This window comes from Maritimibacter fusiformis (assembly GCF_008086115.1).
Lineage (GTDB): Bacteria > Pseudomonadota > Alphaproteobacteria > Rhodobacterales > Rhodobacteraceae > Muriiphilus > Muriiphilus fusiformis.
Window position 1 is genome coordinate 84125 of record NZ_VSIY01000001.1, and the last position, 23561, is coordinate 107685.

Sequence of the window (23561 nt, forward strand, 5' to 3'; positions counted from 1 at the left end):
GGTCAGCCTTTCATCACGTTGACATCTTCCACCGCGATGGTGCCGCGGTTGCGGAAGAAGCTCACCAGGATCGCCAGGCCGATCGCCGCTTCGGCGGCGGCGACCGTCAGCACGAAGAGGGTAAAGACCTGCCCGACCAGATCGCCAAGATAGGAGGAGAAGGCCACCAGGTTGATATTGACCGCCAGCAGCATCAACTCGATCGACATGAGCAGGATGATGACGTTCTTGCGGTTCAGGAAAAGCCCGAAGATGCCGATGACGAACAACGCCGCGGCGACCGCCAGGTAATGTTCAAGTCCAACCATAGTGTCCCTCTGGGCCCTTGGCCCGTTTCCTTGTCGTCCCGGCCCGGCAATCCGGGCCTGTTGTCGTCACGCGAGGCGGGTCTTAAAGCCCCTGCCCCGGTTTCACGTCGATCATCTCCAGCGACTTGGCCGGGTCGCGATACATCTGTGACAGCACGTCCTGACGCTTGACGTTGGTGCGGTGGCGCAGGGTCAGCAGGATGGCCCCGATCATCGCCACCAGCAGGATCAGCCCGGCCAGTTGGAACAGGATCAGGTAGTCGTCGTAGATCACCAGCCCGAGCGCCGCGGTGTTGTGGATCTCGTCCATCGCCGGGGTCAACGAGGCACGCGCCGCCTCGGCCCCGTCGGAGAACTGCCAGGTGCCGAAGATCATGCCAAGCTCGATCAGCAGGACCACGCCGATCAGCATCGCGATCGGGATCTGCTTGGCCATGCCGGCGCGCAACGCCGCGAAATCGACGTCGAGCATCATCACCACGAACAGGAACAGCACCGCCACCGCGCCGACGTAGACGATCATCATCAGCATGGCGAGGAACTCGGCGCCGAGCAGCACGAACAGCCCCGCCGAGCCGACGAAAGCGGTGATCAGCCACAGGACCGAATGCACCGGGTTGCGGCTGAGAACGGTGAACATCCCGCCCGCGACCGTGGTCAGCGCGAAAACGTAAAAGGCGAAATCGGCAACGCTCATGCGCCTCCCTCCTCTTTGTCAGTCTCGGCAAAGACGCCCTGGGCCAGTTCGAGCGCACGGTTCATCGCCGGCAACCCGCCCAGCATCGACATCTGATAGATCACCTCGGCGATCTCCTTCTGGCTGGCGCCCGCCTCGACCAGGTGGCGCACTGTCACCTTGATCTGCGGCTCGGCCATCGAACCTTGCGCGACCAGGCCGGCCAGCGTGATCATCAGACGGGTCTTGGCGTCCAGCCCGTCGGGGTTGAAGGCATTGCCGAACATCGCCTCCATCCAGTCGCGCGGCATGGTCGGAAACATCGCCTCCATGCCCTGCGGCTTGAAGGTCTCGAGCGCCGGGTTGAACGCGCGCAGCATCGCGGCCCCCTGCTCCATCATCGCGCTGTATGTCTTGGCGAAATCGTTCATCGGTAGGGCGCATCCAGTTCGAGGTTGCGGGCGATTTCGGCCTCCCAGCGTTCGCCGTTCGCCAGCAGCTTGTCCTTGTCGTAGAACAGCTCTTCGCGGGTCTCGGTCGAGTATTCGAAATTCGGCCCCTCGACGATGGCATCGACCGGGCAGGCCTCTTCGCAGAAGCCGCAGTAGATGCACTTGGTCATGTCGATGTCATAGCGCGTGGTGCGGCGGCTGCCGTCCTCGCGGGGTTCCGCATCGATGGTGATCGCCTGGGCCGGGCAGATCGCCTCGCACAGCTTGCAGGCGATGCAGCGTTCCTCGCCGTTGGGATAGCGGCGCAGCGCGTGTTCGCCGCGAAAACGCGGGCTCAGCGGGCCTTTTTCATGCGGGTAGTTCAGCGTGGCCTTGGGCTTGAAGAAGTATTTCAGCCCGACCTTGAACCCCAGGATCCAGTCACCCAGCAGGAAATACCACGCCGCGCGCCGATAATCAGTCGTCGCCATGTCAGCCTCCAATGGTCCAGCGGGCCCAGAAGCCCCCCAGAACCTCGTATTTTGCCAGGAATGCCACGATCACCACCCAGGCCAGGCTGAGCGGCAGGAACACTTTCCAACCGATCCGCATCAACTGGTCGTAGCGGTAACGCGGCGTGATCGCCTTCACCATCGCGAAGATGAAGAAGAAGAAGAAGATCTTGGCGAGCAGCCACAGGATGCCGTCCGGCAAGCCCGGGATGGGCGACAGCCAGCCGCCGAAGAACAGGATCGAGATCAGCGTGCACATCAGCACGATGGCAACGTATTCGCCGATCATGAACAGCAGGTAGGGGGTCGAGGAATACTCGACCATGAAGCCCGCCACCAGTTCCGATTCCGCCTCCGGCAGGTCGAATGGCGGGCGGTTGGTCTCGGCCAGCGCCGAGATCAGGAACAGGAACACCATCGGGAAATGCGGCAGCCAATACCAGCTCAGAAGCCCCGCGCCGGCCTGTGCGTTGACGATGTCGCCGAAGTTGAGCGAGCCGGTCGAGATGATCACGCCGATGATGATCAGCCCGATCGACACCTCGTAGGAGATCATCTGCGCCGCCGAACGCAGCGCGCCCATGAACGGGTATTTCGAGTTCGACGCCCAGCCGCCCATGATCACGCCGTAGACCTCGAGCGAGGACACCGCGAAGACGAAGAGGATCGCCACGTTGATATCGGCCAGAACCCAGCCATCGTTGAACGGGATCACCGCCCAGGCGACCAGGGCCAGCACCAGGCTCAGCATCGGGGCGAGGAAAAAGACGAACTTGTCCGCCCCCGCCGGCACTACGATTTCCTTGAACACGAACTTGAAGAAGTCGGCGAAGCTCTGCAGCAGACCGAAGGCACCGACCACGTTCGGACCCCGGCGCAGCTGCACCGCCGCCCAGACCTTGCGGTCGAACCACAGAAGGAACGCCAACGCCACCAGAAGCGGCACGACGATCAGCAGCACCAGCCCGAGGGTCACCAGCGCGATCCCCAAATTCGTTGTCGTAAAGAACTCAATCATCTGGTCATGCCTCAGATCGTCGGGATTCGGTTTTCTTCGCAGGCCGCGACGGTGACTTCCGCGTCAATCGTCCGCAGCCCCTCTGGCAGCGCGTCGGAGATGACGAATACCGCGTCGCCTTCCCACATGCCGCCTCTCATGTCCACATTGGTCCGCACGTGGCGGGCAAATCCGTAGCCCCGGATCAGCGCGTATTGCGCCGCGGCGCATTCGCCGTATTTCGCCACGTCCTCGTTGTCGCGCGCACCCTTCATCTTCACCCGGAACGACACCAGGTCGCCGTCCAGCAGCGCGGTCTCGATCCCGAGGTATTCGGGATTGAACGGCGCATCGGCCCGCGTCGCCGGATCGGCCTCCGGCTCGCAGGCCGCCAGCCCGAGCAGGGCAACCGCCCCGAATGTCGCGCGCGACAGGATATGGCGGGTGCCAAGGGTCATTCCGCCGCCATCTCTCCGCGCGCCTGGGCTTTCGCCAGCGCCGAGGCGTCGGCCATCACGGTCGAGGCCCGCGCGATCGGGTTGGTCAGGTAGAAGTCCTTGATCGGGTTGCGGAACGTGGCCTTGCCCGGGGTCTTGGCCGGCAACGGCTGCCAGTCGTTTTCCGGCACCCGGTCGACTTCGGCCAGATGCGGCACGGCCTGAACCAATGCGCCGCGCAGCGCGATCAGGCTGTCCCAGGGCAGGGTCGCGCCAAGCTCGGCGGAGAGCGCGCGCAGGATCGCCCAGTTTTCCTTGGCCTGGCCCGGCGGGAAGTTCGCCCGAAGCGCCAGTTGCGGCCGCCCCTCGGTGTTGACGAACAGCCCCGATTCCTCGGTATAGGCCGCGCCCGGCAGGATGATGTCGGCCCGGTGCGCGCCGCGGTCGCCGTGCGAACCCATGTAGATCACGGTGGGCCCGGCGTCGATGTCGATCTCGTCGGCCCCCATGTTGAAGATCACGTCGGCGCCGTCGGTGGCGGCCGCCATGCCCCCCTCGCAGGTGGCGCCCACGTCCATCGCGCCGACCCGGCCCGCCGCCGTGTGCAGCACCATGAATTTCGACCCCGTGGCCTCGGCCAGTTGCATCGCGGCGGCCAGCACCGCCTCGCCATCGGCCTCGTTGATCGCGCCCTGACCGATCACCACCACCGAAGGCACGTCGAGCACCTTGGTGAAGTCACGATCCAGCAGCCCCATCAGCGCCGCCCGGTCGCCGCCCACATAGGAATAATCATAGGTCAGATCGACCTGTTCCCCGACCAGCCCGATCTCGGCGCCACGCAGCCACGCCTTGCGGATGCGCGCGTTCAGAACCGGGGATTCGTCACGCGGATTGGTGCCGATCAGTTGGATCATCATTGCGTGTTCAAGATCTTCGATGGTCGCGGTGCCGACATAGCCCGAACGGTTGCCCGCCGGCAACCTGGCCCCGTCGGTGCGGCACTCGACATTGCCGCCCAGCCCCTCGATCACCTGTTTCAGGCTGAACGCGGCCTCGGTCGGGGCAAGGTCGCCCACGAGACCGGCCAGTTTGGTCGCCCCCTTCATCGCGGCGGCGGTGGCGGCCAGAGCCTCGGGCCAGTCGACCGGGGTCAGCTTGCCGTCCTTGCGCACATAGGGCCGGTCGAGCCGCTGGCGGCGCAGCCCGTCCCAGACAAAGCGCGTCTTGTCGGAAATCCATTCCTCGTTCACGCCGTCATGGTTGCGCGGCAGGATGCGCATCACTTCGCGGCCCTTGGCATCGACCCGGATGTTCGACCCGAGCGCGTCCATCACGTCGATGGTCTCGGTCTTGCGCAGCTCCCAGGGCCTTGCGTTGAAGGCATAGGGCTTGGATGTCAGCGCCCCGACCGGGCACAGGTCGATGATGTTGCCCTGCAGGTTCGAGCCCAGCGTCTGGTTCAGATAGCTGGTGATCTCGGCGTCCTCGCCACGTCCGGTCTGGCCCATCTGCGAGATCCCGGCGACCTCGGTGGTGAAGCGCACGCAGCGGGTGCAGGAAATGCAGCGCGTCATCGTGGTGGCCACCAGCGGGCCGAGGTCCAGATCCTCGGATGCGCGCTTGGGTTCGCGGAAGCGCGAGAAATCGACGCCGTAGGCAATCGCCTGGTCCTGCAGGTCGCATTCGCCGCCCTGGTCGCAGATCGGGCAGTCGAGCGGGTGGTTGATGAGCAGGAACTCCATCACCCCTTCGCGCGCCTTCTTGACCATCGGGCTGTTGGTGCGCACCACCGGCGGCTCGCCCTCGGGCCCGGGGCGCAGATCCTTGACCTGCATGGCGCAGGAAGCGGTCGGCTTGGGCGGGCCGCCCACGACCTCGACCAGGCACATGCGGCAGTTGCCGGCGATCGACAGGCGCTCGTGATAGCAGAACCGCGGCACCTCGATGCCCGCGATGTCACAAGCCTGCAGGATGGTCATCGCGCCATCCACCTCAAGCTCTTCACCGTCGATGACGATTTTTTTCAGGTCGCTCATTTCAAACCTTCTCGACTTTGCCGCCGCATCGGGCGGTATCCGCATTGTCGCAGCCAATTCCGGGGGTCGGCAGGGTCCACATCCGGCACATCATTGCCACCACTCCGCATCGACCGCGGGGCACTGCGCGTCCACCCGGTAGAGGCCCGGCTCCGCATGCTCGACCCGGACACCGGACAGGGCATCGGCGTCGACCGACGGGCAGACCGCCGTGATCGCGCCGCGCACGAACAGCAGCGTGTCGGCGGGGGCAAGGCCGGACGCCTCGATGAATTCCACCTCGAACACGCCCTTGACCCCGTCCCAGTGCAGCCGCGCCTCTTCGCCGTTCTCGTCGATGAAACGCTCTTCTCCGCCGGTCACGATCTCGGGGAAATATGACACAGCCGCGCGCGCGCCGCTGTCCGTGTCGCGCACAGTCTTGGTCAGGGCAGAGGTCCAGCCGTCATCGGCCAGGCTGCCGGCAACGGACGCGCCGGCCATCAAGGCCGACACCACCCAGACACCGCCCGGCAACGCGTATCCCCGCGCGCCCGGCATCCGGTGAGCTGTTGTGGCTGCCCGCATCATCCGCCGTTACTCCGCCGCCATCCGGCCCGTTTTCTGGGCCTTGATCCGGTCCTCGATCTCGTCACGGAAGTTGCGGATCAGGCCCTGCACCGGCCAGGCCGCCGCGTCGCCAAGGGCGCAGATGGTGTGGCCCTCGACCTGCTTGGAGACATCGAACAGCATGTCGATTTCCTCGACCTCGGCCTCGCCGCGCACCAGGCGCTCCATCACCCGCATCATCCAGCCGGTGCCTTCGCGGCACGGTGTGCACTGGCCGCAGCTTTCGTGCTTGTAGAACTTCGACAGGCGCCAGATCGCCTTGATGATGTCGACCGACTGATCCATCACGATCACCGCCGCGGTGCCGAGGCCCGAGCCAAGCTCGTCGCGCAGGTAGTCGAAATCCATGATCGCGTCGCGCATGTTCTCGCCGCGCACCACCGGCACGGACGAGCCGCCGGGGATCACCGCCTTGAGGTTGTCCCAGCCGCCGCGAATGCCGCCGCAATGCTTTTCGATCAACTCCTCGAACGAGATCGACATCGATTCCTCGACCACGCAGGGGTTGTTCACATGGCCCGAGATGGCAAAAATCTTGGTGCCCGAGTTGTTGGCCCGGCCAAAGCCCGCGAACCACTCCGGCCCGCGCCGCAGGATCGTCGGGACCACCGCGATGCTTTCCACGTTGTTGACCGTGGTCGGCGAACCATAGAGGCCCGCGCCCGCCGGGAACGGCGGCTTCATCCGCGGCATGCCCTTCTTGCCCTCGAGGCTTTCCAGCAGCGCGGTTTCCTCGCCGCAGATATAGGCGCCCGCGCCGTGGGTGATGTGCAGGTCGAAGTCGAACCCGGTGCCGCAGGCGTTGCGGCCGATCAGCCCGGCGTCATAGGCCTCGTCGATCGCGGCCTGAAGTGCTTCGCGTTCGCGGATGTATTCACCGCGGATGTAGATATGCGCCGTGTGCGCGCCCATCGCGAACGAGGCGATCAGGCAGCCCTCGATCAGCGTGTGCGGATCGTGGCGCATGATCTCGCGGTCCTTGCAGGTGCCGGGTTCGGATTCGTCGGCGTTGACCACCAGGTAGGCCGGGCGTCCGTCGCTTTCCTTGGGCATGAACGACCACTTGAGGCCGGTCGGAAAGCCCGCACCGCCGCGACCGCGCAGGCCCGAGGCCTTCATCTGGCTCACGATCCAGTCGCGGCCTTTTTCGATGATCCCGGCGGTTCCGTCCCAATGGCCGCGCGCCCTTGCCCCCGCGAGGGTCCGGTCGTGCATGCCATAGAGGTTGGTGAATATCCGGTCCTGATCCTTCAGCATCCGCGTCTATCCTTCATCCTTCCGGCGTGCCCGCCAGATCCGAAACGTCACGATCAGCGCAAAGACGAACCCGCCCAGTGCCGCCAGATCAATCAGGGCGCGGGTGCGCATGGGCCAATCCCAATGGCTCCCCGCCCAGGTCGCCACGACCCAGAGCGCGCCGGTGGCCGCAATGACCAGACCCGCAAGTCTGCCTTGCCGCGCCAGCGCCTGATGCTCCGGGTCGGTGCCCATCTTCGTCCTTCACTCCGGCGCCTGCTCGGCGCCGCCTTACTTGTTGCGCGACGAGAACTCGGTCTCGCCGCCGTCCGCCAGGGTCTTGGCCTGGCCGATCCAGTCGTCGCGCATGATGCGGCCGCGAAAGCTGAGCTGGTCGTCGACCCAGGCCACTTCGGCGGCACTCCACCCGGCGATCTGGCGGAAATGCCAGACCCCCAGCGCGTTCAGTTTTTCCTCGAGCTTCGGCCCGACGCCCTTGATCAGCTTGAGGTCGTCGGCCTCGCCCTCGGGGGCATCCAGCAGCGCGGGCTTGTCGCCCTCGTCGGGCGTCGCGGGGGCGGCGGCCGGTTCGGCCACGGCGGGCTCTTCCGGCTCGCTCGGCACGTCCTCGACGGTCTCGGCCTCGGCTGCCGCCGCTTCGGCCTTGTCGGCGATCACCTCGGGCTTGGCGGTCACCGCCGAGGCCGCAGCCGCAGCCGCGCCCGTGGTCACAGCAGCGCCCGTGCCGGTCGCGCCGCCGGTGGTGCCCGCCGGCACACCGGCGCAGAACAGGCGGTTCAGCAACAGCGCCAGCGCCACCGCCAGCACGACGCCGATCAGCAGCGCCAGGAACCATCCCGACTTGAGCAACAACAGGAACGCGGCCAGCCCAAGAAGGCCTCCGGCGATCCAGCAGATGTTCCGGCATGTGAACATGCCACCCTCCGTATCACTCATTCTCGATCCCCTTTCCTGTTGGACGTTGTGCGCGAACCCGATGCCCCGGGGTTTTCCCCTGTCTTCACCGGTCGCCCGTCACTGGTAACATGGCGCCTAGTAGACGTCGCCTTTCTTCACCTTCTTCGAGAACGCGGTCTCGCCGCCTTCGGACAGGGTTCTGGCCTGGTCGACCCAGCCATCGCGGCTGACCCGGCCCTTGAAGCCTTCGAGATTCTCATCGACCCAGGCCACCTCGGCCTCGGTCCATTTCGCCACCTGGTCGAAATGATAAAAGCCCATCGAGTTGAGCAGCGACTCGAGCTTCGGCCCGACCCCCTTGATCTGCTTGAGGTCGTCGGCCCCGGTCTCGCGCGGGCCCGACATGGTCTTCGGCTTGGCCGGGGTCGCCTCGGTCGCGGCCATCGCCTCGGAGGTGACGGCGGGGCGGCCCTTGTCCTGCGCGGTAGTCTTGGCCGCCTTGGCATTGGCGTCGGCCACGTTCCTGGCCGGCGTCTTCCTGGCCTTCACCTCGACGGTGCGCCCCTTGCCCAGCCACGGCGCGGTCAGCGGCACCTCGGTGCCGTCGATCCGCTTGAGCGTGTCGCCCAACTCGACCGCGCGCGCCACCGAGGCGTTATACTGCGTGCGTCCGCTGTCGTATTCGGTCAGCGAGGTCAGCCCGTCCAGCGGCTCGGCGGCGTAGCGGCCGTTCTGCGGGCCCGGCACCGGCACCTCGCCCGCCGCCATCCGGTCGATCAGGTCTGAGAAACTCTCGACCGTCAGATCTTCGTAGTAATCCTTGCCGATCTGCGCCATCGGGGCGTTCGAGCAGGCCCCGAGGCATTCGACCTCTTCCCACGAGAACTTGCCATCCGCCGACAGCATGTGCGGCTCGGGCGCGATCTTTTCCTTGCAGACCGCGATCAGGTCTTCGGCGCCCATGATCATGCACGACAGGGTGCCGCAGATCTGGAAATTGGCGACCGAGCCGACCGGCTTGAGCTGGAACATGAAATAGAAGGTCGCGACCTCGAGGGCACGAATCCTGGCCATGCCCAGCATGTCCGCGACGTATTCGATCGCCGGGCGGCTGAGCCAGCCCTCCTGTTCCTGCGCGCGCCACAAGAGCGCGATCACCGCCGAGGCCTGGCGGCCCTCGGGATACTTGGTGATCTGGGTCTCGGCCCAGGCGAGGTTCGCGGGCGTGAAAGCAAAGCTCTCGGGCTGTTCATGGTGCAGGCGGCGCAGCATCAGGCGGCTCCGTTGGTTTGTGCGAGAAAGGCCACCAGCGCCACGCCGGCAGCCGCGATCCCGGCAATCAGATGCGGAAGAAAGGGTTGCTTGACGCGGAGATAGATCACCGCGTCGGCCAGCGCCATGAAGGCGAAGACCGCGAAAAGATAGGCGATCACGGCCAGGTCGCCATACCAGGTGGCCCCCGCTGCCAGCGCCATGAAGGCGACGTAGCGATCGGCCATGACCTTGGGCAGATCCTCGGTCCGGTGGTTGACCAGGACCATGCCACGGGCCGGGTTGACCACGAAGATCGCGGCCAGCCAGCCGGTCACCAGGACGCCGCCCGCCGAGAGGTATATGGCCAGCAGGGAGAGGCTCATCACCGGTCGATCTCCCCGAACACGACATCGAGCGAGCCGATGATCGCGGCCACGTCGGCCAGTTGGTGACCGGTGGCGATGTGGTCCATCGCCTGCAGGTGCTGGAACCCCGGCGCGCGGATCTTGGCGCGGTAGGGCTTGTTGGTGCCATCGGCCACGAGGAACACGCCGAATTCGCCCTTGGGCGCCTCGACGGCGGCATAGACTTCGCCGGCGGGGACGTGGAAGCCCTCGGTATAGAGTTTGAAGTGGTGAATCAGCGCTTCCATCGAGGTCTTCATGTCGCCGCGCTTGGGCGGCGTGATCTTGCCGCGCGCCAGCACGTCGCCCTGCCCATCCGGGGCGCGCAGCTTGTCGATGGCCTGCAACATGATCTTGGCCGATTCGATCATCTCGGCCATGCGCACCAGGTAGCGGTCGTAGCAGTCGCCGTGCTTGCCCACCGCGATCTCGAAATCGAACTCGTCATAGCATTCGTAGGGCTGCGAGCGGCGCAGATCCCAGGCCAGGCCAGAGCCGCGCACCATCACGCCCGAGAACCCCCAGTCGAGGATGTCCTGTTCGCTGACCACGCCGATATCGGCGTTGCGCTGCTTGAACACGCGGTTTTCGGTCAGCAGCGTGTGGATGTCGTCGATCACCTTGGGAAAGGCATGCGCCCAGGCTTCGATATCGTCGAGCAACTCGGGCGGAAGATCCTGATGCACACCGCCGGGGCGGAAATAGTTCGCGTGCAGCCGCGCGCCGCAGGCCCGCTCGTAGAAGATCATCAGCTTCTCGCGTTCCTCGAAGCCCCACAGCGGCGGCGTCAGCGCGCCCACGTCCATCGCCTGGGTGGTCACGTTGAGAAGGTGGCTGAGGATGCGTCCGATCTCGGAGAAAAGCACCCGGATCAGGCTGGCCCGGCGCGGCACTTCGGTGCCCGTCAGCTTTTCGATGGCCAGGCACCAGGCATGTTCCTGGTTCATCGGCGCCACGTAGTCCAGCCGGTCGAAATAAGGCAGGTTCTGCAGGTAGGTGCGGCTTTCCATCAGCTTTTCGGTGCCGCGATGCAACAGGCCGATATGCGGATCGGCGCGCTCGACCAGTTCGCCGTCAAGCTCCAGCACCATGCGCAACACGCCGTGCGCGGCGGGGTGCTGGGGGCCGAAGTTGATGTTGAAATTGCGGATGCGCTGCTCGCCGGTGAGGGCGTCGCGCGATCCGTCGTCGAACGTGGTGCTGCGAATGTCGGCGTCCATCACTTCGATACCTTTCCCATCATCCGGCGAAACGCGAGGTGCCCCAGCGCGCTCCACAACGAAAACGCGGCGAGACCGGCCAGGAACGGACCGATCGCGAATCCGTCGACCCGTTCCATGCGGATCAGCAACCAATCGGTGATCGCGGCGGCCACCAGACCGCCGATCAGGATGATCCATTTCGACTTGCCGAACGACCCGATGGTCAGGGCGATCAACGCCCCGATCGGGTCGAACAGCCGTGCAAGGAATATGGTCCAGAGCGCGCTCATTCCGGCGCCTCCCCCTTCTCATCGCCCGGAAGCACGTATTGCGCGCCTTCCCACGGGCTCATGAAATCGAACTGCCGGTATTCCTGCACCAGGCTCACCGGCTCATAGACCACGCGCTTTTCGACCTCGTCGTAGCGCACTTCGGTATAGCCGGTGGTCGGAAAGTCCTTGCGCAGCGGATGGCCGCGAAAGCCGTAGTCGGTCAGAATGCGGCGCAGATCCGGGTGGCCCGAGAACACGATGCCGAACATGTCGAACACCTCGCGCTCGAACCAGTTGGCGCCGGGATGGATCGAGGTGATCGATGGCACCATCTCATCCTCGTCGACCGCGCATTTGATGCGGATGCGGTGGTTCTGATACATCGACAGCAGGTGATAGACCACGTCGAAGCGCTGTTCGCGCTCGGGATAGTCGACCGCGGTAAGGTCGATCAGCGTCGAGAACTGGCAGGACCGGTCGGCCCTGAGAAACTCGATGATGCCGGGCAGCGCGCCGGCGCGGATCTCGACCGTCAGCTCGCCGAACGCGACCTGCCAGCCGACCACCTGTTCCGGGCGCCTGGCCTCGATCAGCGCGCCAAGTTCGTTCAGGGCCTCGGACATCACTCTACCTCACGATCGTGCCGGTGCGGCGGATTTTGCGTTGCAGTTGCAGCAGGCCATAGACCAGCGCCTCGGCCGAGGGCGGGCAGCCGGGCACATAGACATCGACCGGCACCACCCGGTCACAACCGCGCACCACCGAATAGGAATAATGGTAATACCCGCCGCCGTTGGCGCAGGACCCCATCGAGATCACGTAACGCGGCTCTGGCATCTGGTCGTAGACCTTGCGCAGCGCCGGCGCCATCTTGTTGGTCAGCGTGCCGGCCACGATCATCAGGTCGGACTGGCGCGGGCTGGCGCGGGGCGCGGTGCCATAACGCTCGATGTCGTAGCGCGGCATCGACGCCTGCATCATCTCGACCGCACAACAGGCCAGCCCGAAGGTCATCCACATCAGCGAGCCGGTGCGCGCCCAGTTGATCACCTCGTCGGTCGAGGTCAGCAAAAACCCCTTGTCGGCCAGTTGCTCGCCCAGCAGGCGGGTGGCGTGCTCACGGTCACCGCCCGCGGTGTTCACCCCGGTCATCACTCCCATTCCAGCGCCCCCTTCTTCCATTCATAGGCGAACCCGATCGTCAGAACCGCCAGGAACACGATCATCGACCAGAACGCCACCAGCCCGAGATCCTTGAACGCCACCGCCCAGGGAAACAGGAACGCGATTTCCAGGTCGAAGATGATGAACAGGATCGCGACCAGGTAGTAGCGCACGTCGAATTTCATCCGTGCGTCGTCGAAGGCATTGAAGCCGCATTCATAGGCCGACACCTTTTCCGGATCGGGGTTCTTGACCGCGATCAGGGCGGCGGCGATCAGAAAGACGAGCCCCAGCGCCACGGCCACGGCCAGGAAAATGACGATGGGCATATATTCCCTGAGAAGGTCGTCCACGTTGCTCTCCTTTGGCGGGGTCCGCCCGCGTCGGTTTGGCTCTGCGGCGGTTTACTCCCGTGGGTCGGGGCGGTCAACCGAACCCCTCTCACATTCCCCAGTGTGAATATGACTTGTTTGCAAGGGTCTTCGCCCCTGCCTGCGACATTCCATCCCGGGGGTATGGCGGAATTTTTCTGCATTGCGGCACCATCCGGCGGCCAGACTCGCGCGGTGCCGGGCCGGGTCAGAAATCCGACCGAAATGCTTGGGTCCGGCTTCGCCGGGCGCGATGTCCGAAACGGCGGTCAGCCGGTGCGCCAAGGCGGGCGCGTCTTGTCGAAGAACGCCGCGATCCCAGCGCGCGCCTCGTCGCTTTCCCAACGCGCCACCAGGTCCGCAATGGTCGCGTCGATCAGCGCCTCGGTGATCGGCGCACCGAGCCTGCGCGTCAGCGCCTTGGCCTCGGCCACCGCCCCCGGGGCGCAGGCCAGGTAGGGCGCGACCTCGGCCTCGACCGCCGCGTCGAGGTCCGCCGCCGGCACCGCGCGCGCCAAAACGCCGAGCGTCACCGCTTCATCCGCGTCGAAAATCCGCGCCGACATGAACACCCGGCGCGCCATCGCCTCGCCCATCCGCGCCAGCACATAGGGGCCGATGGTCGCCGGGATCAGGCCCAGCCGGGTTTCGGTCAGCCCGAATTTCGCGCCCTCCACCCCGATCGCCACGTCGCAGACGCAGGCCATGCCGATGCCACCGCCGAACGCCTGCCCCTGCACCCGCCCGATCAGGGGCTTGGGCATTTCGTTCAACGCCTTGAGCATCATCGCCAGCGCCCGCGCCTCGCGAAACCGGGTCTCGGCATCGGCGGCCATCTGGTCGCGCATCCAGCCCAGATCGCCGCCGGCGCAAAAGCTCGCACCCGCGCCGGTCAGCACCACCACCCGCACCGCCGGGTCATCGCCCAGGCGCGCCGCCGCCTCGGTCAACTCCGCGATCATCACCGCGGACAACGCGTTGTGCTTGTCCGCCCGGTCCAGCGTCAGCGTGGCGACGCCCCGCGCGTCGGTCGCGATCGAAATCGTTTGAAAACTCATCTTTCCTCCCGCATCCGGCGCGCCATTGCCGCCGCCTGCTCCAGCACCTCGCGGTCCAACCCGGTCTCGTAGCCCAGTGCGACCAGCCGGTCGTGCACCGCCTCGGTCGCCACGTTGCCCTTGGCCCCCGGCGCATAGGGGCAGCCGCCAAGCCCGCCCACGGCCGCGTCAAACACCCTCAGCCCGGCCGAAAGCGAGACCTCGATATTCTCCAGCGCCCGCCCGCCGGTGTCATGATAATGCCCGGCCAGCATTGCCGCCGGAACCTCGCCCAGCACCGCGTCGAGCATCGCGCCGATGGTCTCCGGCGTGCCCTTGCCGATGGTATCGCCAAGGCTGATCTCGTAGCACCCCATGTCGTGCAGCCGCGCCGCCACCCAAGCAACCCTGGCGGGGTCCGTCGGCCCGTCATAGGGGCAATCGGTGACGCAGGAGATATACCCGCGGACTTTCACTTTTCGAACATTTGCGGCGGCAATTATCGGTTCAAACCGCTTGAGGCTGTCATCAATCGAACAATTTATGTTTGCCTGCGAAAAACCCTCGCTGGCCGCGCCGAAGATCGCCACCTCGTCCGCCCCGGCCTCCATGGCGCGCTCGAACCCGATCATGTTGGGCGTCAGCGCGGCATAGGACACGCCCGTCACGCGCCGGATACCGGCCAGAACCTCGGCGCTGTCGGCCATCTGCGGCACCCATTTCGGGCTGACGAAACTCGCCACCTCGATGCGCCGGAACCCGGCCCGGCCAAGCAGGTCGACCAGCGCGATCTTCTCTTCCGTCGGGATCAGGCGCGCCTCGTTCTGCAACCCGTCGCGCGGCCCCATCTCGAAAATCTCGACCGTTTCGGCCATGACCTGCCCCTTCATCTTGGCAAAAATACTCACGTCGCGGCGATGGCCGCCCGCACGAGGTGCCGGCTCATTCCTCCTCGAGCGCCACCAGCGCCGCCCCGGCCTCCACCTGCTGTCCGGCCACCGCCAGAACCTCGGAAATCACCCCGTCGCGCGGTGCGACCAGCGTATGCTCCATCTTCATCGCCTCCAGCACCGCCAGCTTGTCGCCCGCGACCACCGCCTGCCCGGCCTCGGCGAACACCGCCTTGACCAGCCCCGGCATCGGCGCCTCGACCAGGTTGCCCCCGGCCCCGGCCGCCGCCGCCACCGCCAGCGGGTCGACGATGTCGAACCCGTGCCCGGCACCCGAGAAGACCGTGACCAGCCCCCCGGTCACCACCACCGAAGGCGCGCGAACCCCGTCAAGCACCCAGCCCGCCGCACCGCGCCGCGCCTCGACCACGTCGTCGCGGATGGTCACCCGCGCCGCATTGGGCCCGGCCAGCGCGATCACCACCGCGAAGCTGTCCCCGCCGCGCGCCAGCCGGATCGTGCGTTTGAGAGGCGCCCAGAGCGTGAAGCCGGTTTCGCCCTGCGCCGCCCCGGTCAGCCCCGCCGCTGCCAGCGCCGCGAGCGCCACGTCGCGCGGTGTGGGCCCGGGTGCATCCACCAGCGCCGCCAGGTCACGCTCGATCAACCCGGTGTCGACCTCGCCCGAGGCAAAGCCCTCATGCGCGCAAAGCGCCGAGAGAAAACCGATATTGGTGACCGTTCCGGCCACCTCGGTGCCCGCCAGCGCCGCGCGCATCTTCGCCAGAGCCACCGCCCGGGTCGGGCCGTGGGTGACGATCTTGGCGATCATCGGGTCGTAGAACGGGCTGACCGCATCGCCCGAGCGCACGCCCGTGTCGGCCCGGCACCCGGGCGCGAAGGCCAGGTGCGCAAGCGTGCCGGTGGCGGGCAGAAAGCCTTTGGGCACGTCCTCGGCATAAAGCCGCGCCTCGAAGGAATGGCCGTTTATCGTGAGGTCGGCCTGCGTCGCGGGCAAGCTCTCGCCTGCCGCCACACGCAATTGCCATTCGACGAGATCGACGCCGGTGATCGCCTCGGTCACCGGATGTTCGACTTGGAGCCGCGTGTTCATCTCCATGAACCAGAAGCCCTCGGGGTGCAGCCCCCTGGCCCCGTCGACGATGAACTCCACCGTCCCCGCGCCGCTGTAGCCGATCGCCTCGGCGGCACGCACCGCCGCGCGCCCCATTGCGGCGCGCATGTCCTCGGTCATGCCGGGTGCCGGGGCTTCCTCGATCACCTTCTGGTGGCGGCGCTGGAGCGAGCAGTCGCGCTCGAACAGATGCAGCGCGCGGTTGCCGTCGCCGAACACCTGCACCTCGATATGGCGCGGTTTTTCCACGAATTTCTCGACCAGCACGGCGTCGTTGCCAAAGGCGGTCCTGGCCTCGCCGCGCGCCGAGGCCAGGGCTTCGGCAAAATCCCCGGCCCGCGTCACCTTGCGCATGCCCTTGCCGCCGCCGCCCGCCACCGCCTTGATCAGGACCGGGTAGCCGATGGCCTCCGCCGCCCCCGCCAGATGTTCGTCGTCCTGGTTTTCACCGTGATAGCCCGGCACCACCGGCACCCCGGCCTCTTCCATCAGCGCCTTGGCCGCGTCCTTCAGCCCCATCGCCCGGATCGCGCTGGCCGAGGGGCCGATGAACACCAGCCCGGCAGCCTCGACCGCCTCGACGAAGGCGGGGTTCTCGGACAGGAAGCCGTAGCCCGGATGGATCGCCTGCGCGCCGGTCGCCCTGGCCGCCGCGATGATGGTGTCGCCGCGCAGGTAGCTGTCGGCGGGGGCGGCCCCGCCGATATGCACCGCCTCGTCCGCCATCGCCACATGGCGCGCGGCCGCGTCGGCGTCGGAATAGACCGCGACGGTTGCCACCCCCATCCGGCGGGCGCTGTCGATCACCCGGCAGGCGATTTCGCCCCGGTTGGCAATCAGGATCTTGTCAAACATCTCGCCTCTCTTTCAGGGCCAGACGATGCGCCTCGGCGCTCGCCTCGGAATAACAGCACATGACGATGCGGCGGGGCCGTTCGTGGCTTTCGGACCAGGCCAGAACCTCGGCCATGGCGACCTGCGCGGCGGCCTGTGGCGGGTAGCCGTAAACCCCGGTCGAGATCGCCGGAAAGGCGATGCTGTCGCAGCCGGCGGCTTCCGCCAGCGTCAGGCTCTGGCGGTAGCAGGACGACAGGAACACCGCCTCGCCCTTGTCGCCGCCGTTCCAGACCGGGCCGACGGTGTGGATGACGTGGCGCGCGGGCAGATCATAGCCCGCGGTGATCCGCGCCTGCCCTGTCGGGCAACCGCCAAGCTGGCGGCATTCCTCCAGCAGCCCTGGCCCGGCGGCGCGGTGAATGGCCCCGTCGACCCCGCCGCCGCCAAGAAGCGTTTCGTTGGCCGCGTTGACGATGGCGTCCACCTTGAGCGTGGTGATATCGGCGGTGATGATGTCGATACTCATGGCCGGCGCACCTCGCCCTGCGCAATCCGGCGGCGCGCGCCGCCGGGGCAAGCGGGCGCGCGCCCGCTTTTGCGCCACGACCGCAAGGCAGGAATGCGCCGCATCATCGCCTCACATCCTGAACACGCCGAACCGCGTGTCCTCGATCGGGGCGTTCAGCGCCGCGGTGAGCGACAGGAACAAGACATCGCGCGATTTGCGCGGGTCGATGATGCCGTCGTCCCAGAGCCGGGCAGAGGCATAGAGCGGGTGCGACTGGCGCTCGAACATCTCGATAGTGGGGCGCTTGAATTCGGCCTCGTCCTCGGCCGACCACTCTTCGCCTGCCCGCTCGATGGCATCGCGCTTGACCGTCGCCAGCACCCCCGCCGCCTGTTCGCCGCCCATCACGCTGATGCGTGAATTGGGCCAGGTCCACAGGAACCGGGGCTGGTAGGCGCGCCCCGCCATGCCGTAGTTGCCCGCCCCGAACGAGCCGCCGACCAGCATGGTGATCTTGGGCACGTTGGTCGAGGCCACCGCCGTCACCATCTTGGCGCCGTGACGCGCGATGCCTTCGTTCTCGTATTTGCGCCCGACCATGAAGCCGGTGATGTTCTGCAGGAAAATCAGCGGGATGCGGCGCTGGCTGCAAAGTTCGATGAAATGCGCGCCCTTTTGTGCGGCTTCGGAAAACAGGACACCGTTGTTGGCCACGATCCCCACCGGGCAACCCTTGAGATGGGCGAACCCCGTCACCAGAGTCTCGCCAAAGCGCGGCTTGAACTCGTCGAAGCGCGAGCCGTCGACCAGCCGCGCGATCACCTCGCGGATGTCGTAGGGCGTGCGCAGGTCGGGGGGAACCACGCCCAGCAGTTCCTCGGGGTCATAGGCCGGGTCTTCGGGCGTTTGCCAGACCACGGTGTCGGGCCTGGCCCGGTTCAGGTGCCCGAGCGCGCGCCGGGCCAGCGCCAGCGCATGTTCATCGTCCTCGGCGAGGTAATCGGCCACGCCCGACAGCCGTGTATGCACGTCGCCGCCGCCCAGGTCTTCGGCGGTCACCACCTCGCCGGTCGCGGCCTTGACCAGCGGCGGCCCGGCCAGGAAAATCGTCCCCTGTTCCTTGACGATGATGGTCACGTCCGACATCGCCGGCACATAGGCCCCGCCCGCCGTGCAAGACCCCATCACCACCGCGATCTGCGGGATGCCCTTGGCCGACATCCGCGCCTGGTTGTAGAAGATGCGCCCGAAATGGTCGCGGTCGGGAAAGACCTCGTCCTGGTTGGGCAGGTTGGCCCCACCCGAGTCGACCAGATAGACGCAGGGCAGGTTGCATTCCTCGGCGATCTCCTGGGCGCGCAGGTGCTTCTTGACGGTCATCGGATAGTAGGTGCCGCCCTTCACGGTGGCGTCGTTGGCGATCACCATGACCTCTTGCCCGTGAACCTGACCGATGCCCGCGATCACACCCGCCGCCGGGGCCGCGCCGTCATACATGCCATGCGCCGCCGTCGCGCCGACCTCGAGAAACGGCGCGCCGGGGTCGAGCAGGTTGGCCACCCGCTGACGCGGCAGCATCTTGCCGCGCGACACGTGGCGTGCGCGCGCCTTGTCGCCGCCGCCAAGCGCCGCGGCCTGCGCCGCCTCGTGGATGACAGCCAGCGCGTCGAGATGTCCTGCGCGGTTGGCCGCGAAGGCGTCCGAACCGGGCAGCGCCTGGGATTGGAGTTTCATGCGTGCATCACCTTCTGCCCGTGGCCTTCAATAGAGCCCCACACCTTCGAGATAGATCACCTGTTCGGCGGTCATCTGCAGCAGGCACCCCGCCGTCGCCGGTCCGCCGCCGGTGCCGCCGCCCCACCACGACCGCTCATAGGCGCAGCGCCCGTCGCGGAACGCGATCCAGGCGCGTTGCATTTCGAGCAGCGCGTCGGCCTGGCTGGGGGCATAGTCGCCCGCGGTCGCGTCCATGTCGCGGGCCGCGGTCCGAACCTCGCGGTAGACCTCGTTCAGCCGCGCATCCCACCAGTCAAGCTCCAGCCCGAGGCAGGCGGACATGCCGGCGGTGGAAATGCCGCCCTCGGTCTCGGACATGCACCGCTCGGCCTCGACGCCGATGCAGGCCTTTGGGTCGTTTCCCGGCGGTGCGGCGCGACAGGCGGCGATCCGTGCGCCGTCGAACACCATGTCCTGCGCGGCGGCGGGGCTGGCGGTCAGCGCGAGGGCAAGCGCCAGATAGCGTTTCATGCGCGATACTCCGGGTTCTCGTAGTCGAACCGGCAGCCCGCGTCCCAGGCGCGCCGGTCGTTGCCGTGGTTGGAATAGCCGCCCGCCGCTTTCAGCATCGCGGCCAGGTGCATCAGGTTCCATGTCATGATCGTGGTGTTCTTCTGGGTGAACTCGTTGTCGAACCCGGCCGGTTTGCCGTCGACCTCGTCGCCATAACTCGGTCCCGGCCCGGCCTCGCCGATCCAGCCGCAATCGGCCTGCGGCGGGATGGAATAGCCGAGGTGGCTTAGCGCGAACCCCGTGGTCATCGCCACATGCTTGATGCCGTCCTCGTTGCCGGTCACCACGGTGCCGCCGACCTTGCCGTAAAAGATCGACTGGCCCTTGTCGTTCAGTTCGCCCGACATGCCGTAGAGCCGTTCGATCAGCACCCGGCAGACCGAGCTTTCCTCGCCCAGCCAGATCGGCGTGCCGATCACCAGGATGTCGGCCGCCATGACCTTGTCCCAGAGCATCGGCCAGTCGTCACGGTCCCAGCCGTGTTCGGTCATGTCGGGATAGATGCCCGGCGGCACATGGTGGTCGAGCATATGCACATGTTCGACCGTCACGCCGGATTTCTCCATGATCGCCGCCGACACGCCAAGCAGCGTTCGGGTGTGGCTTTCCTGTGCGTTCTTCTTCAGCGAGGTGTTGACAAAAAGCGCCTTCAACCCGCTGTAATCATGCGGATTGTCGCGGCATAGCTGGTTCTGCTGGTCGGTGAGCGTCATGATCGCCTCCTTTTACCTACTGCCCCAGTCCAGCGCTTCGGCGCGCAACTTGTTCCGAAAAACCGCACCGGCCGCGCGCGCTTCATCTTACCCCATCGCCGCCATCAACTCCCGTCCGATCAGCATCCGCCTGATCTCCGAGGTGCCCGCGCCGATCTCCATCAGCTTGGCGTCGCGGAAGATGCGGCTGACCGGGGTTTCGTTCATGAAGCCCATGCCGCCCATCGCCTGCACCGCCTGGTGTGCCACCACCATCGCCTCCTCGGAGGCATAGAGCACGCAGGCCGCCGCGTCCTGGCGCGTGACCTGGCCGCGATCGCAGGCCTTGGCCACTTCGTAGACATAGGCGCGGGCCGAGTTCATCTTGGTATACATGTCGGCGATCTTGCCCTGCATGAGCTGGAAATCCCCAATCCGCTGGCCGAACTGCTTGCGCTGGACCAGGTAGGGCATGATCTCGTCCATGCAGGCGGCCATGATGCCGGTGCCGATGCCCGACAGCACCACGCGCTCGTAATCGAGCCCCGACATCAGCACGCGCACGCCCTTGCCCTCTTCGCCCAGCACGTTGTCGAAGGGCACGTCCACATCCTCGAAGAAAAGCTGCGCGGTGTTCGAGCCGCGCATCCCGAGCTTGTCGAAATGCGGGCCAACGGAAAAGCCCTTCATGTCCTTCTCGACGATGAAGGCGGTCATGCCCTTCGACCCCGCGCCCGGATCGGTCTTGGCATAGACCACCAGCGTATCGGCATCCGGGCCGTTGGTGATCCAGAACTTGGTGCCGTTGAGGGTGTAGTAGCCGTTCTTCTTCTCGGCCCGAAGCTGCATCGACACCACGTCCGACCCCGCCCCCGGCTCTGACATGGCCAGCGCGCCGACATGCTCGCCCGACAGAAGCCCGGGCAGGTATTTCTGCTTCTGCTCCTCGTTGCCATTGAGCTTGATCTGGTTCACGCAAAGGTTGGAATGCGCACCGTAGGACAAGCTGACCGAGGCCGAGGCGCGGGCGATTTCCTCGGTCGCGACGACATGCGCGAGATAGCTCATCCCCGCGCCGCCGTATTCCTCGGGGACGGTGATGCCCAGGAGGCCAAGCTCACCCATCTCGCGCCACAGGCTCGCGGGAAACTCGTTGGTCCGGTCGATCTCGGCGGCGATCGGCTTGATCCGGTCCTGGGCGAAACGGTGCACCATGTCGCGCAGCGCCGCGATGTCCTCGCCAAGGTCGAAGTTCATGGATGCGGTGAACATGGGGCCTCCTCCCAGGGGCTTTATTGAACGCTTGTTCATTTCTAGGCGCGCGCCCGAGTCGGGTCAAGCACGATTGGCTCTGGCCCCCTGCCCCGGGCTGCGCTATTTCAGCCCCGATGACCGAGAAACTGACGCTCCGCCGCCCCGACGACTGGCACCTGCATTTGCGCGACGGGGCCATGCTGCGCGCCGTTCTCCCCGAGACCGCGCGCCATTTCGCCCGCGCCATCGTGATGCCGAACCTCGTGCCGCCGGTGGTGACGGGGGCCGATGCCGCCACCTATCTCGAACGCATCCTCGCGGCCCTGCCCGAGGGCATGGCATTCACGCCGCTGATGACGCTCTACCTGACCGAACAGACCGACCCGGCGGATGTGCGCGCGGCGGCGCAGAGCGGGCTTGTCACGGCGGTCAAGCTCTACCCGGCCGGGGCCACCACCAACTCGGCCTCGGGCGTGCGCGATTTCGACCGGGTGCGCGGCGTGCTCGAGGTGATGGCCGAGATCGGGTTGCCGCTCTGCGTGCATGGCGAGGTGACGACACCCGAGGTCGACATCTTCGACCGCGAGGCGGTGTTCATCGAGACCGTGCTCGACCCCCTGCGCCGGGCGACGCCCAGCCTGCGCGTGGTGATGGAGCATATCACCACGAAGGACGGCGCCGACTACGTGCGCGCGGGCGGCGACGACATCGCGGGCACGATCACCACGCATCACCTGATCATCAACCGCAACCACATCCTGGTCGGCGGGATCAGGCCGCATTACTACTGCCTGCCGGTGGCCAAACGCGAGGAACACCGGCTGGCGCTGCGCGCCGCCGCCACCTCGGGGGATGCGCATTTCTTCCTGGGCACCGATTCCGCGCCGCACACCGACGCGCTCAAGGAACACGCCTGCGGCTGTGCTGGGGTGTTCTCGGCCACCAACACGATGTCCTGCCTGGCCGAAGTGTTCGACCAGGACGGCGCGCTGGGGGCGCTGGAGGCGTTCACGTCGCTCAATGGCCCGGCCTTCTACGGGCTGCCGGCGAATGACGAGACCATCACGCTGGTCAAGGGCGACCCCGTCGCCTATCCGAAAAAGATCGAGACCGGCGATGGCCCGGTGACCCTGTTCGACCCCGGTTTCGCGCTGCATTGGCGGGTGGAGGCCTGAGTGCAGGGGGCGCTGCCCCCTACGTTCAGTTTGCCAAGGCAAACTGAACGCCACCCCCGGAGTATTTCGGCCAAGATGAAGGACCACGCATGATCCCCGCCGCTTTCCCGCCCAAGGATGAAATCGCCCGCCTGACCGCCCGGATGCTGCTGGAAATCGGCGCGGTCAATTTCCGGCCCGAAGACCCGTTCATCCTGGCCTCGGGCCTGCCCTCGCCCACCTATATCGACTGCCGCAAGCTGATCAGCTATCCGCGCATCCGCAGCGTGCTGATGGATTTCCTCGCCGTCACGGTGATGCGCGAGGCCGGGTTCGAGGCGTTCGACAACATCGCGGGGGGCGAGACGGCAGGTATTCCGTTTGCCGCCCTGGTGGCGGAGCGGCTTGCGTTGCCCATGACTTACGTTCGAAAGAAGCCCAAGGGCTACGGCAGGAACGCCCGGATCGAGGGCGCGATGGGCGAAGGCCAGCGGGTGCTGCTGATCGAGGATCTGACCACCGACGGCGGCTCCAAGCTGAGTTTCGTCGACGCGATTCGCGACACCGGGGCGACCTGCGGGCACACGGCGGTCATCTTCTATTACGACATTTTCCCCGAGACCGAGAAAACTCTTGGGGATCATGGGGTTCGCCTGCATCATCTGGCGACGTGGTGGGATGTGCTGGCCGAGGCACGCGCGCATGGCGCCTTTGACGAGGCCACGCTGGCCGAGGTCGAAACCTTCCTGAACGCACCGCGCGCCTGGCAGGATGCGCATAAAAAAGCCTGAACATCGGCACCGTTGGGCGGAAGGGCGCGCAATATCGGCCAAGTCCCTCGGCTGATCCCACCAGATGTGGTAGGGTGAACTTGTGCACAGGTCATCCACAGGAACATACATTTTGCACCCGGCACCCGGTTTGCCTAAACCGACGCC

General features: G+C 66.3%; 28 protein-coding genes. 2 read left to right on the forward strand and 26 right to left on the reverse strand.

Annotation, left to right across the window (positions count from 1 at the left end):
- Positions 1-2: 2 nt before the first annotated feature.
- The 26 genes from nuoK to FVF75_RS00540 all read right to left on the reverse strand — a co-directional run bounded on the left by nuoK (position 3) and on the right by FVF75_RS00540 (position 21487).
- Complete coding sequence (gene nuoK, locus FVF75_RS00415) at positions 3-308, reverse strand: NADH-quinone oxidoreductase subunit NuoK (protein ID WP_148375768.1); 306 nt, start codon at positions 306-308, stop codon at positions 3-5.
- Positions 309-390: 82 nt separating this feature from the next.
- Entirely contained in the window at positions 391-1005 is a 615-nt protein-coding gene (locus FVF75_RS00420) for an NADH-quinone oxidoreductase subunit J (protein ID WP_148375769.1), read from the reverse strand.
- Positions 1002-1415 carry a carboxymuconolactone decarboxylase family protein gene (locus tag FVF75_RS00425; RefSeq protein ID WP_148375770.1) on the reverse strand — a complete coding sequence of 138 codons (414 nt, stop codon included), beginning with the start codon at positions 1413-1415 and terminating at the stop codon, positions 1002-1004. Before FVF75_RS00425 ends, FVF75_RS00420 begins: the two co-directional genes overlap by 4 nt.
- On the reverse strand, positions 1412-1906 hold the full coding sequence (nuoI, locus tag FVF75_RS00430) for an NADH-quinone oxidoreductase subunit NuoI (RefSeq protein WP_148375771.1): 495 nt from the start codon (positions 1904-1906) through the stop codon (positions 1412-1414). The genes FVF75_RS00425 and nuoI overlap by 4 nt, the downstream gene beginning before the upstream one ends.
- Position 1907: 1 nt before the next feature.
- Complete coding sequence (gene nuoH, locus FVF75_RS00435) at positions 1908-2945, reverse strand: NADH-quinone oxidoreductase subunit NuoH (RefSeq protein WP_148375772.1); 1038 nt, start codon at positions 2943-2945, stop codon at positions 1908-1910.
- A gap of 11 nt (positions 2946-2956) precedes the next feature.
- Positions 2957-3382 carry a hypothetical protein gene (locus tag FVF75_RS00440; RefSeq protein ID WP_148375773.1) on the reverse strand — a complete coding sequence of 142 codons (426 nt, stop codon included), beginning with the start codon at positions 3380-3382 and terminating at the stop codon, positions 2957-2959.
- Entirely contained in the window at positions 3379-5400 is a 2022-nt protein-coding gene (gene nuoG, locus FVF75_RS00445; protein ID WP_148375774.1) for an NADH-quinone oxidoreductase subunit NuoG, read from the reverse strand. Before nuoG ends, FVF75_RS00440 begins: the two co-directional genes overlap by 4 nt.
- Positions 5401-5490: 90 nt before the next feature.
- Positions 5491-5970: a hypothetical protein gene (locus FVF75_RS00450; protein WP_148375775.1), complete on the reverse strand. Its 480-nt coding sequence runs from the start codon at positions 5968-5970 to the stop codon at positions 5491-5493.
- Positions 5971-5976: 6 nt separating this feature from the next.
- On the reverse strand, positions 5977-7266 hold the full coding sequence (nuoF, locus tag FVF75_RS00455; RefSeq protein ID WP_148375776.1) for an NADH-quinone oxidoreductase subunit NuoF: 1290 nt from the start codon (positions 7264-7266) through the stop codon (positions 5977-5979).
- 6 nt (positions 7267-7272) lie between these two features.
- Positions 7273-7500, reverse strand: a complete 228-nt coding sequence (locus FVF75_RS00460) for a DUF5337 domain-containing protein (RefSeq protein WP_148375777.1) — start codon at positions 7498-7500, stop codon at positions 7273-7275.
- A gap of 36 nt (positions 7501-7536) precedes the next feature.
- Positions 7537-8202 (reverse strand): NADH-quinone oxidoreductase subunit E, encoded by a 666-nt coding sequence (locus tag FVF75_RS00465; protein ID WP_148375778.1) that lies wholly within the window; start codon positions 8200-8202, stop codon positions 7537-7539.
- Between the two features lie 96 nt (positions 8203-8298).
- On the reverse strand, positions 8299-9435 hold the full coding sequence (nuoE, locus tag FVF75_RS00470) for an NADH-quinone oxidoreductase subunit NuoE (protein ID WP_148375779.1): 1137 nt from the start codon (positions 9433-9435) through the stop codon (positions 8299-8301).
- Entirely contained in the window at positions 9435-9800 is a 366-nt protein-coding gene (locus tag FVF75_RS00475) for a hypothetical protein (RefSeq protein WP_148375780.1), read from the reverse strand. Before FVF75_RS00475 ends, nuoE begins: the two co-directional genes overlap by 1 nt.
- Entirely contained in the window at positions 9800-11041 is a 1242-nt protein-coding gene (locus FVF75_RS00480; protein WP_148375781.1) for an NADH-quinone oxidoreductase subunit D, read from the reverse strand. Before FVF75_RS00480 ends, FVF75_RS00475 begins: the two co-directional genes overlap by 1 nt.
- Positions 11041-11313, reverse strand: coding sequence for a hypothetical protein (locus FVF75_RS00485; protein WP_148375782.1), 273 nt, complete (start codon positions 11311-11313; stop codon positions 11041-11043). Before FVF75_RS00485 ends, FVF75_RS00480 begins: the two co-directional genes overlap by 1 nt.
- Complete coding sequence (locus FVF75_RS00490) at positions 11310-11918, reverse strand: NADH-quinone oxidoreductase subunit C (protein ID WP_148375783.1); 609 nt, start codon at positions 11916-11918, stop codon at positions 11310-11312. Before FVF75_RS00490 ends, FVF75_RS00485 begins: the two co-directional genes overlap by 4 nt.
- A 4-nt stretch (positions 11919-11922) precedes the next feature.
- Entirely contained in the window at positions 11923-12456 is a 534-nt protein-coding gene (locus tag FVF75_RS00495) for a NuoB/complex I 20 kDa subunit family protein (protein ID WP_174770078.1), read from the reverse strand.
- Entirely contained in the window at positions 12447-12812 is a 366-nt protein-coding gene (locus tag FVF75_RS00500) for an NADH-quinone oxidoreductase subunit A (RefSeq protein WP_148375784.1), read from the reverse strand. The genes FVF75_RS00495 and FVF75_RS00500 overlap by 10 nt, the downstream gene beginning before the upstream one ends.
- A 287-nt stretch (positions 12813-13099) precedes the next feature.
- Positions 13100-13888, reverse strand: coding sequence for a crotonase/enoyl-CoA hydratase family protein (locus FVF75_RS00505; RefSeq protein ID WP_148375785.1), 789 nt, complete (start codon positions 13886-13888; stop codon positions 13100-13102).
- On the reverse strand, positions 13885-14742 hold the full coding sequence (locus FVF75_RS00510; protein WP_148375818.1) for a hydroxymethylglutaryl-CoA lyase: 858 nt from the start codon (positions 14740-14742) through the stop codon (positions 13885-13887). Before FVF75_RS00510 ends, FVF75_RS00505 begins: the two co-directional genes overlap by 4 nt.
- A 67-nt stretch (positions 14743-14809) precedes the next feature.
- Entirely contained in the window at positions 14810-16744 is a 1935-nt protein-coding gene (locus FVF75_RS00515) for an ATP-binding protein (RefSeq protein WP_148375786.1), read from the reverse strand.
- A complete protein-coding gene (locus tag FVF75_RS00520; protein ID WP_148375787.1) occupies positions 16737-17252 on the reverse strand; it encodes an O-acetyl-ADP-ribose deacetylase in 516 nt (171 codons plus the stop codon). Before FVF75_RS00520 ends, FVF75_RS00515 begins: the two co-directional genes overlap by 8 nt.
- Positions 17253-17363: 111 nt before the next feature.
- A complete protein-coding gene (locus tag FVF75_RS00525; protein ID WP_148375788.1) occupies positions 17364-18968 on the reverse strand; it encodes a carboxyl transferase domain-containing protein in 1605 nt (534 codons plus the stop codon).
- Between the two features lie 27 nt (positions 18969-18995).
- Positions 18996-19481 (reverse strand): lysozyme inhibitor LprI family protein, encoded by a 486-nt coding sequence (locus FVF75_RS00530; protein ID WP_148375789.1) that lies wholly within the window; start codon positions 19479-19481, stop codon positions 18996-18998.
- Positions 19478-20236: a flavodoxin family protein gene (locus FVF75_RS00535; RefSeq protein WP_148375790.1), complete on the reverse strand. Its 759-nt coding sequence runs from the start codon at positions 20234-20236 to the stop codon at positions 19478-19480. Before FVF75_RS00535 ends, FVF75_RS00530 begins: the two co-directional genes overlap by 4 nt.
- An 87-nt stretch (positions 20237-20323) precedes the next feature.
- On the reverse strand, positions 20324-21487 hold the full coding sequence (locus tag FVF75_RS00540; protein ID WP_148375791.1) for an isovaleryl-CoA dehydrogenase: 1164 nt from the start codon (positions 21485-21487) through the stop codon (positions 20324-20326).
- Between the two features lie 116 nt (positions 21488-21603).
- Here FVF75_RS00540 and pyrC point away from each other — a divergent pair, with 116 nt between their 5' ends.
- Positions 21604-22644, forward strand: coding sequence for a dihydroorotase (pyrC, locus tag FVF75_RS00545; protein WP_148375792.1), 1041 nt, complete (start codon positions 21604-21606; stop codon positions 22642-22644).
- 89 nt (positions 22645-22733) lie between these two features.
- A complete protein-coding gene (locus FVF75_RS00550; RefSeq protein WP_148375793.1) occupies positions 22734-23414 on the forward strand; it encodes an orotate phosphoribosyltransferase in 681 nt (226 codons plus the stop codon).
- The last annotated feature ends 147 nt before the right edge of the window (positions 23415-23561 follow it).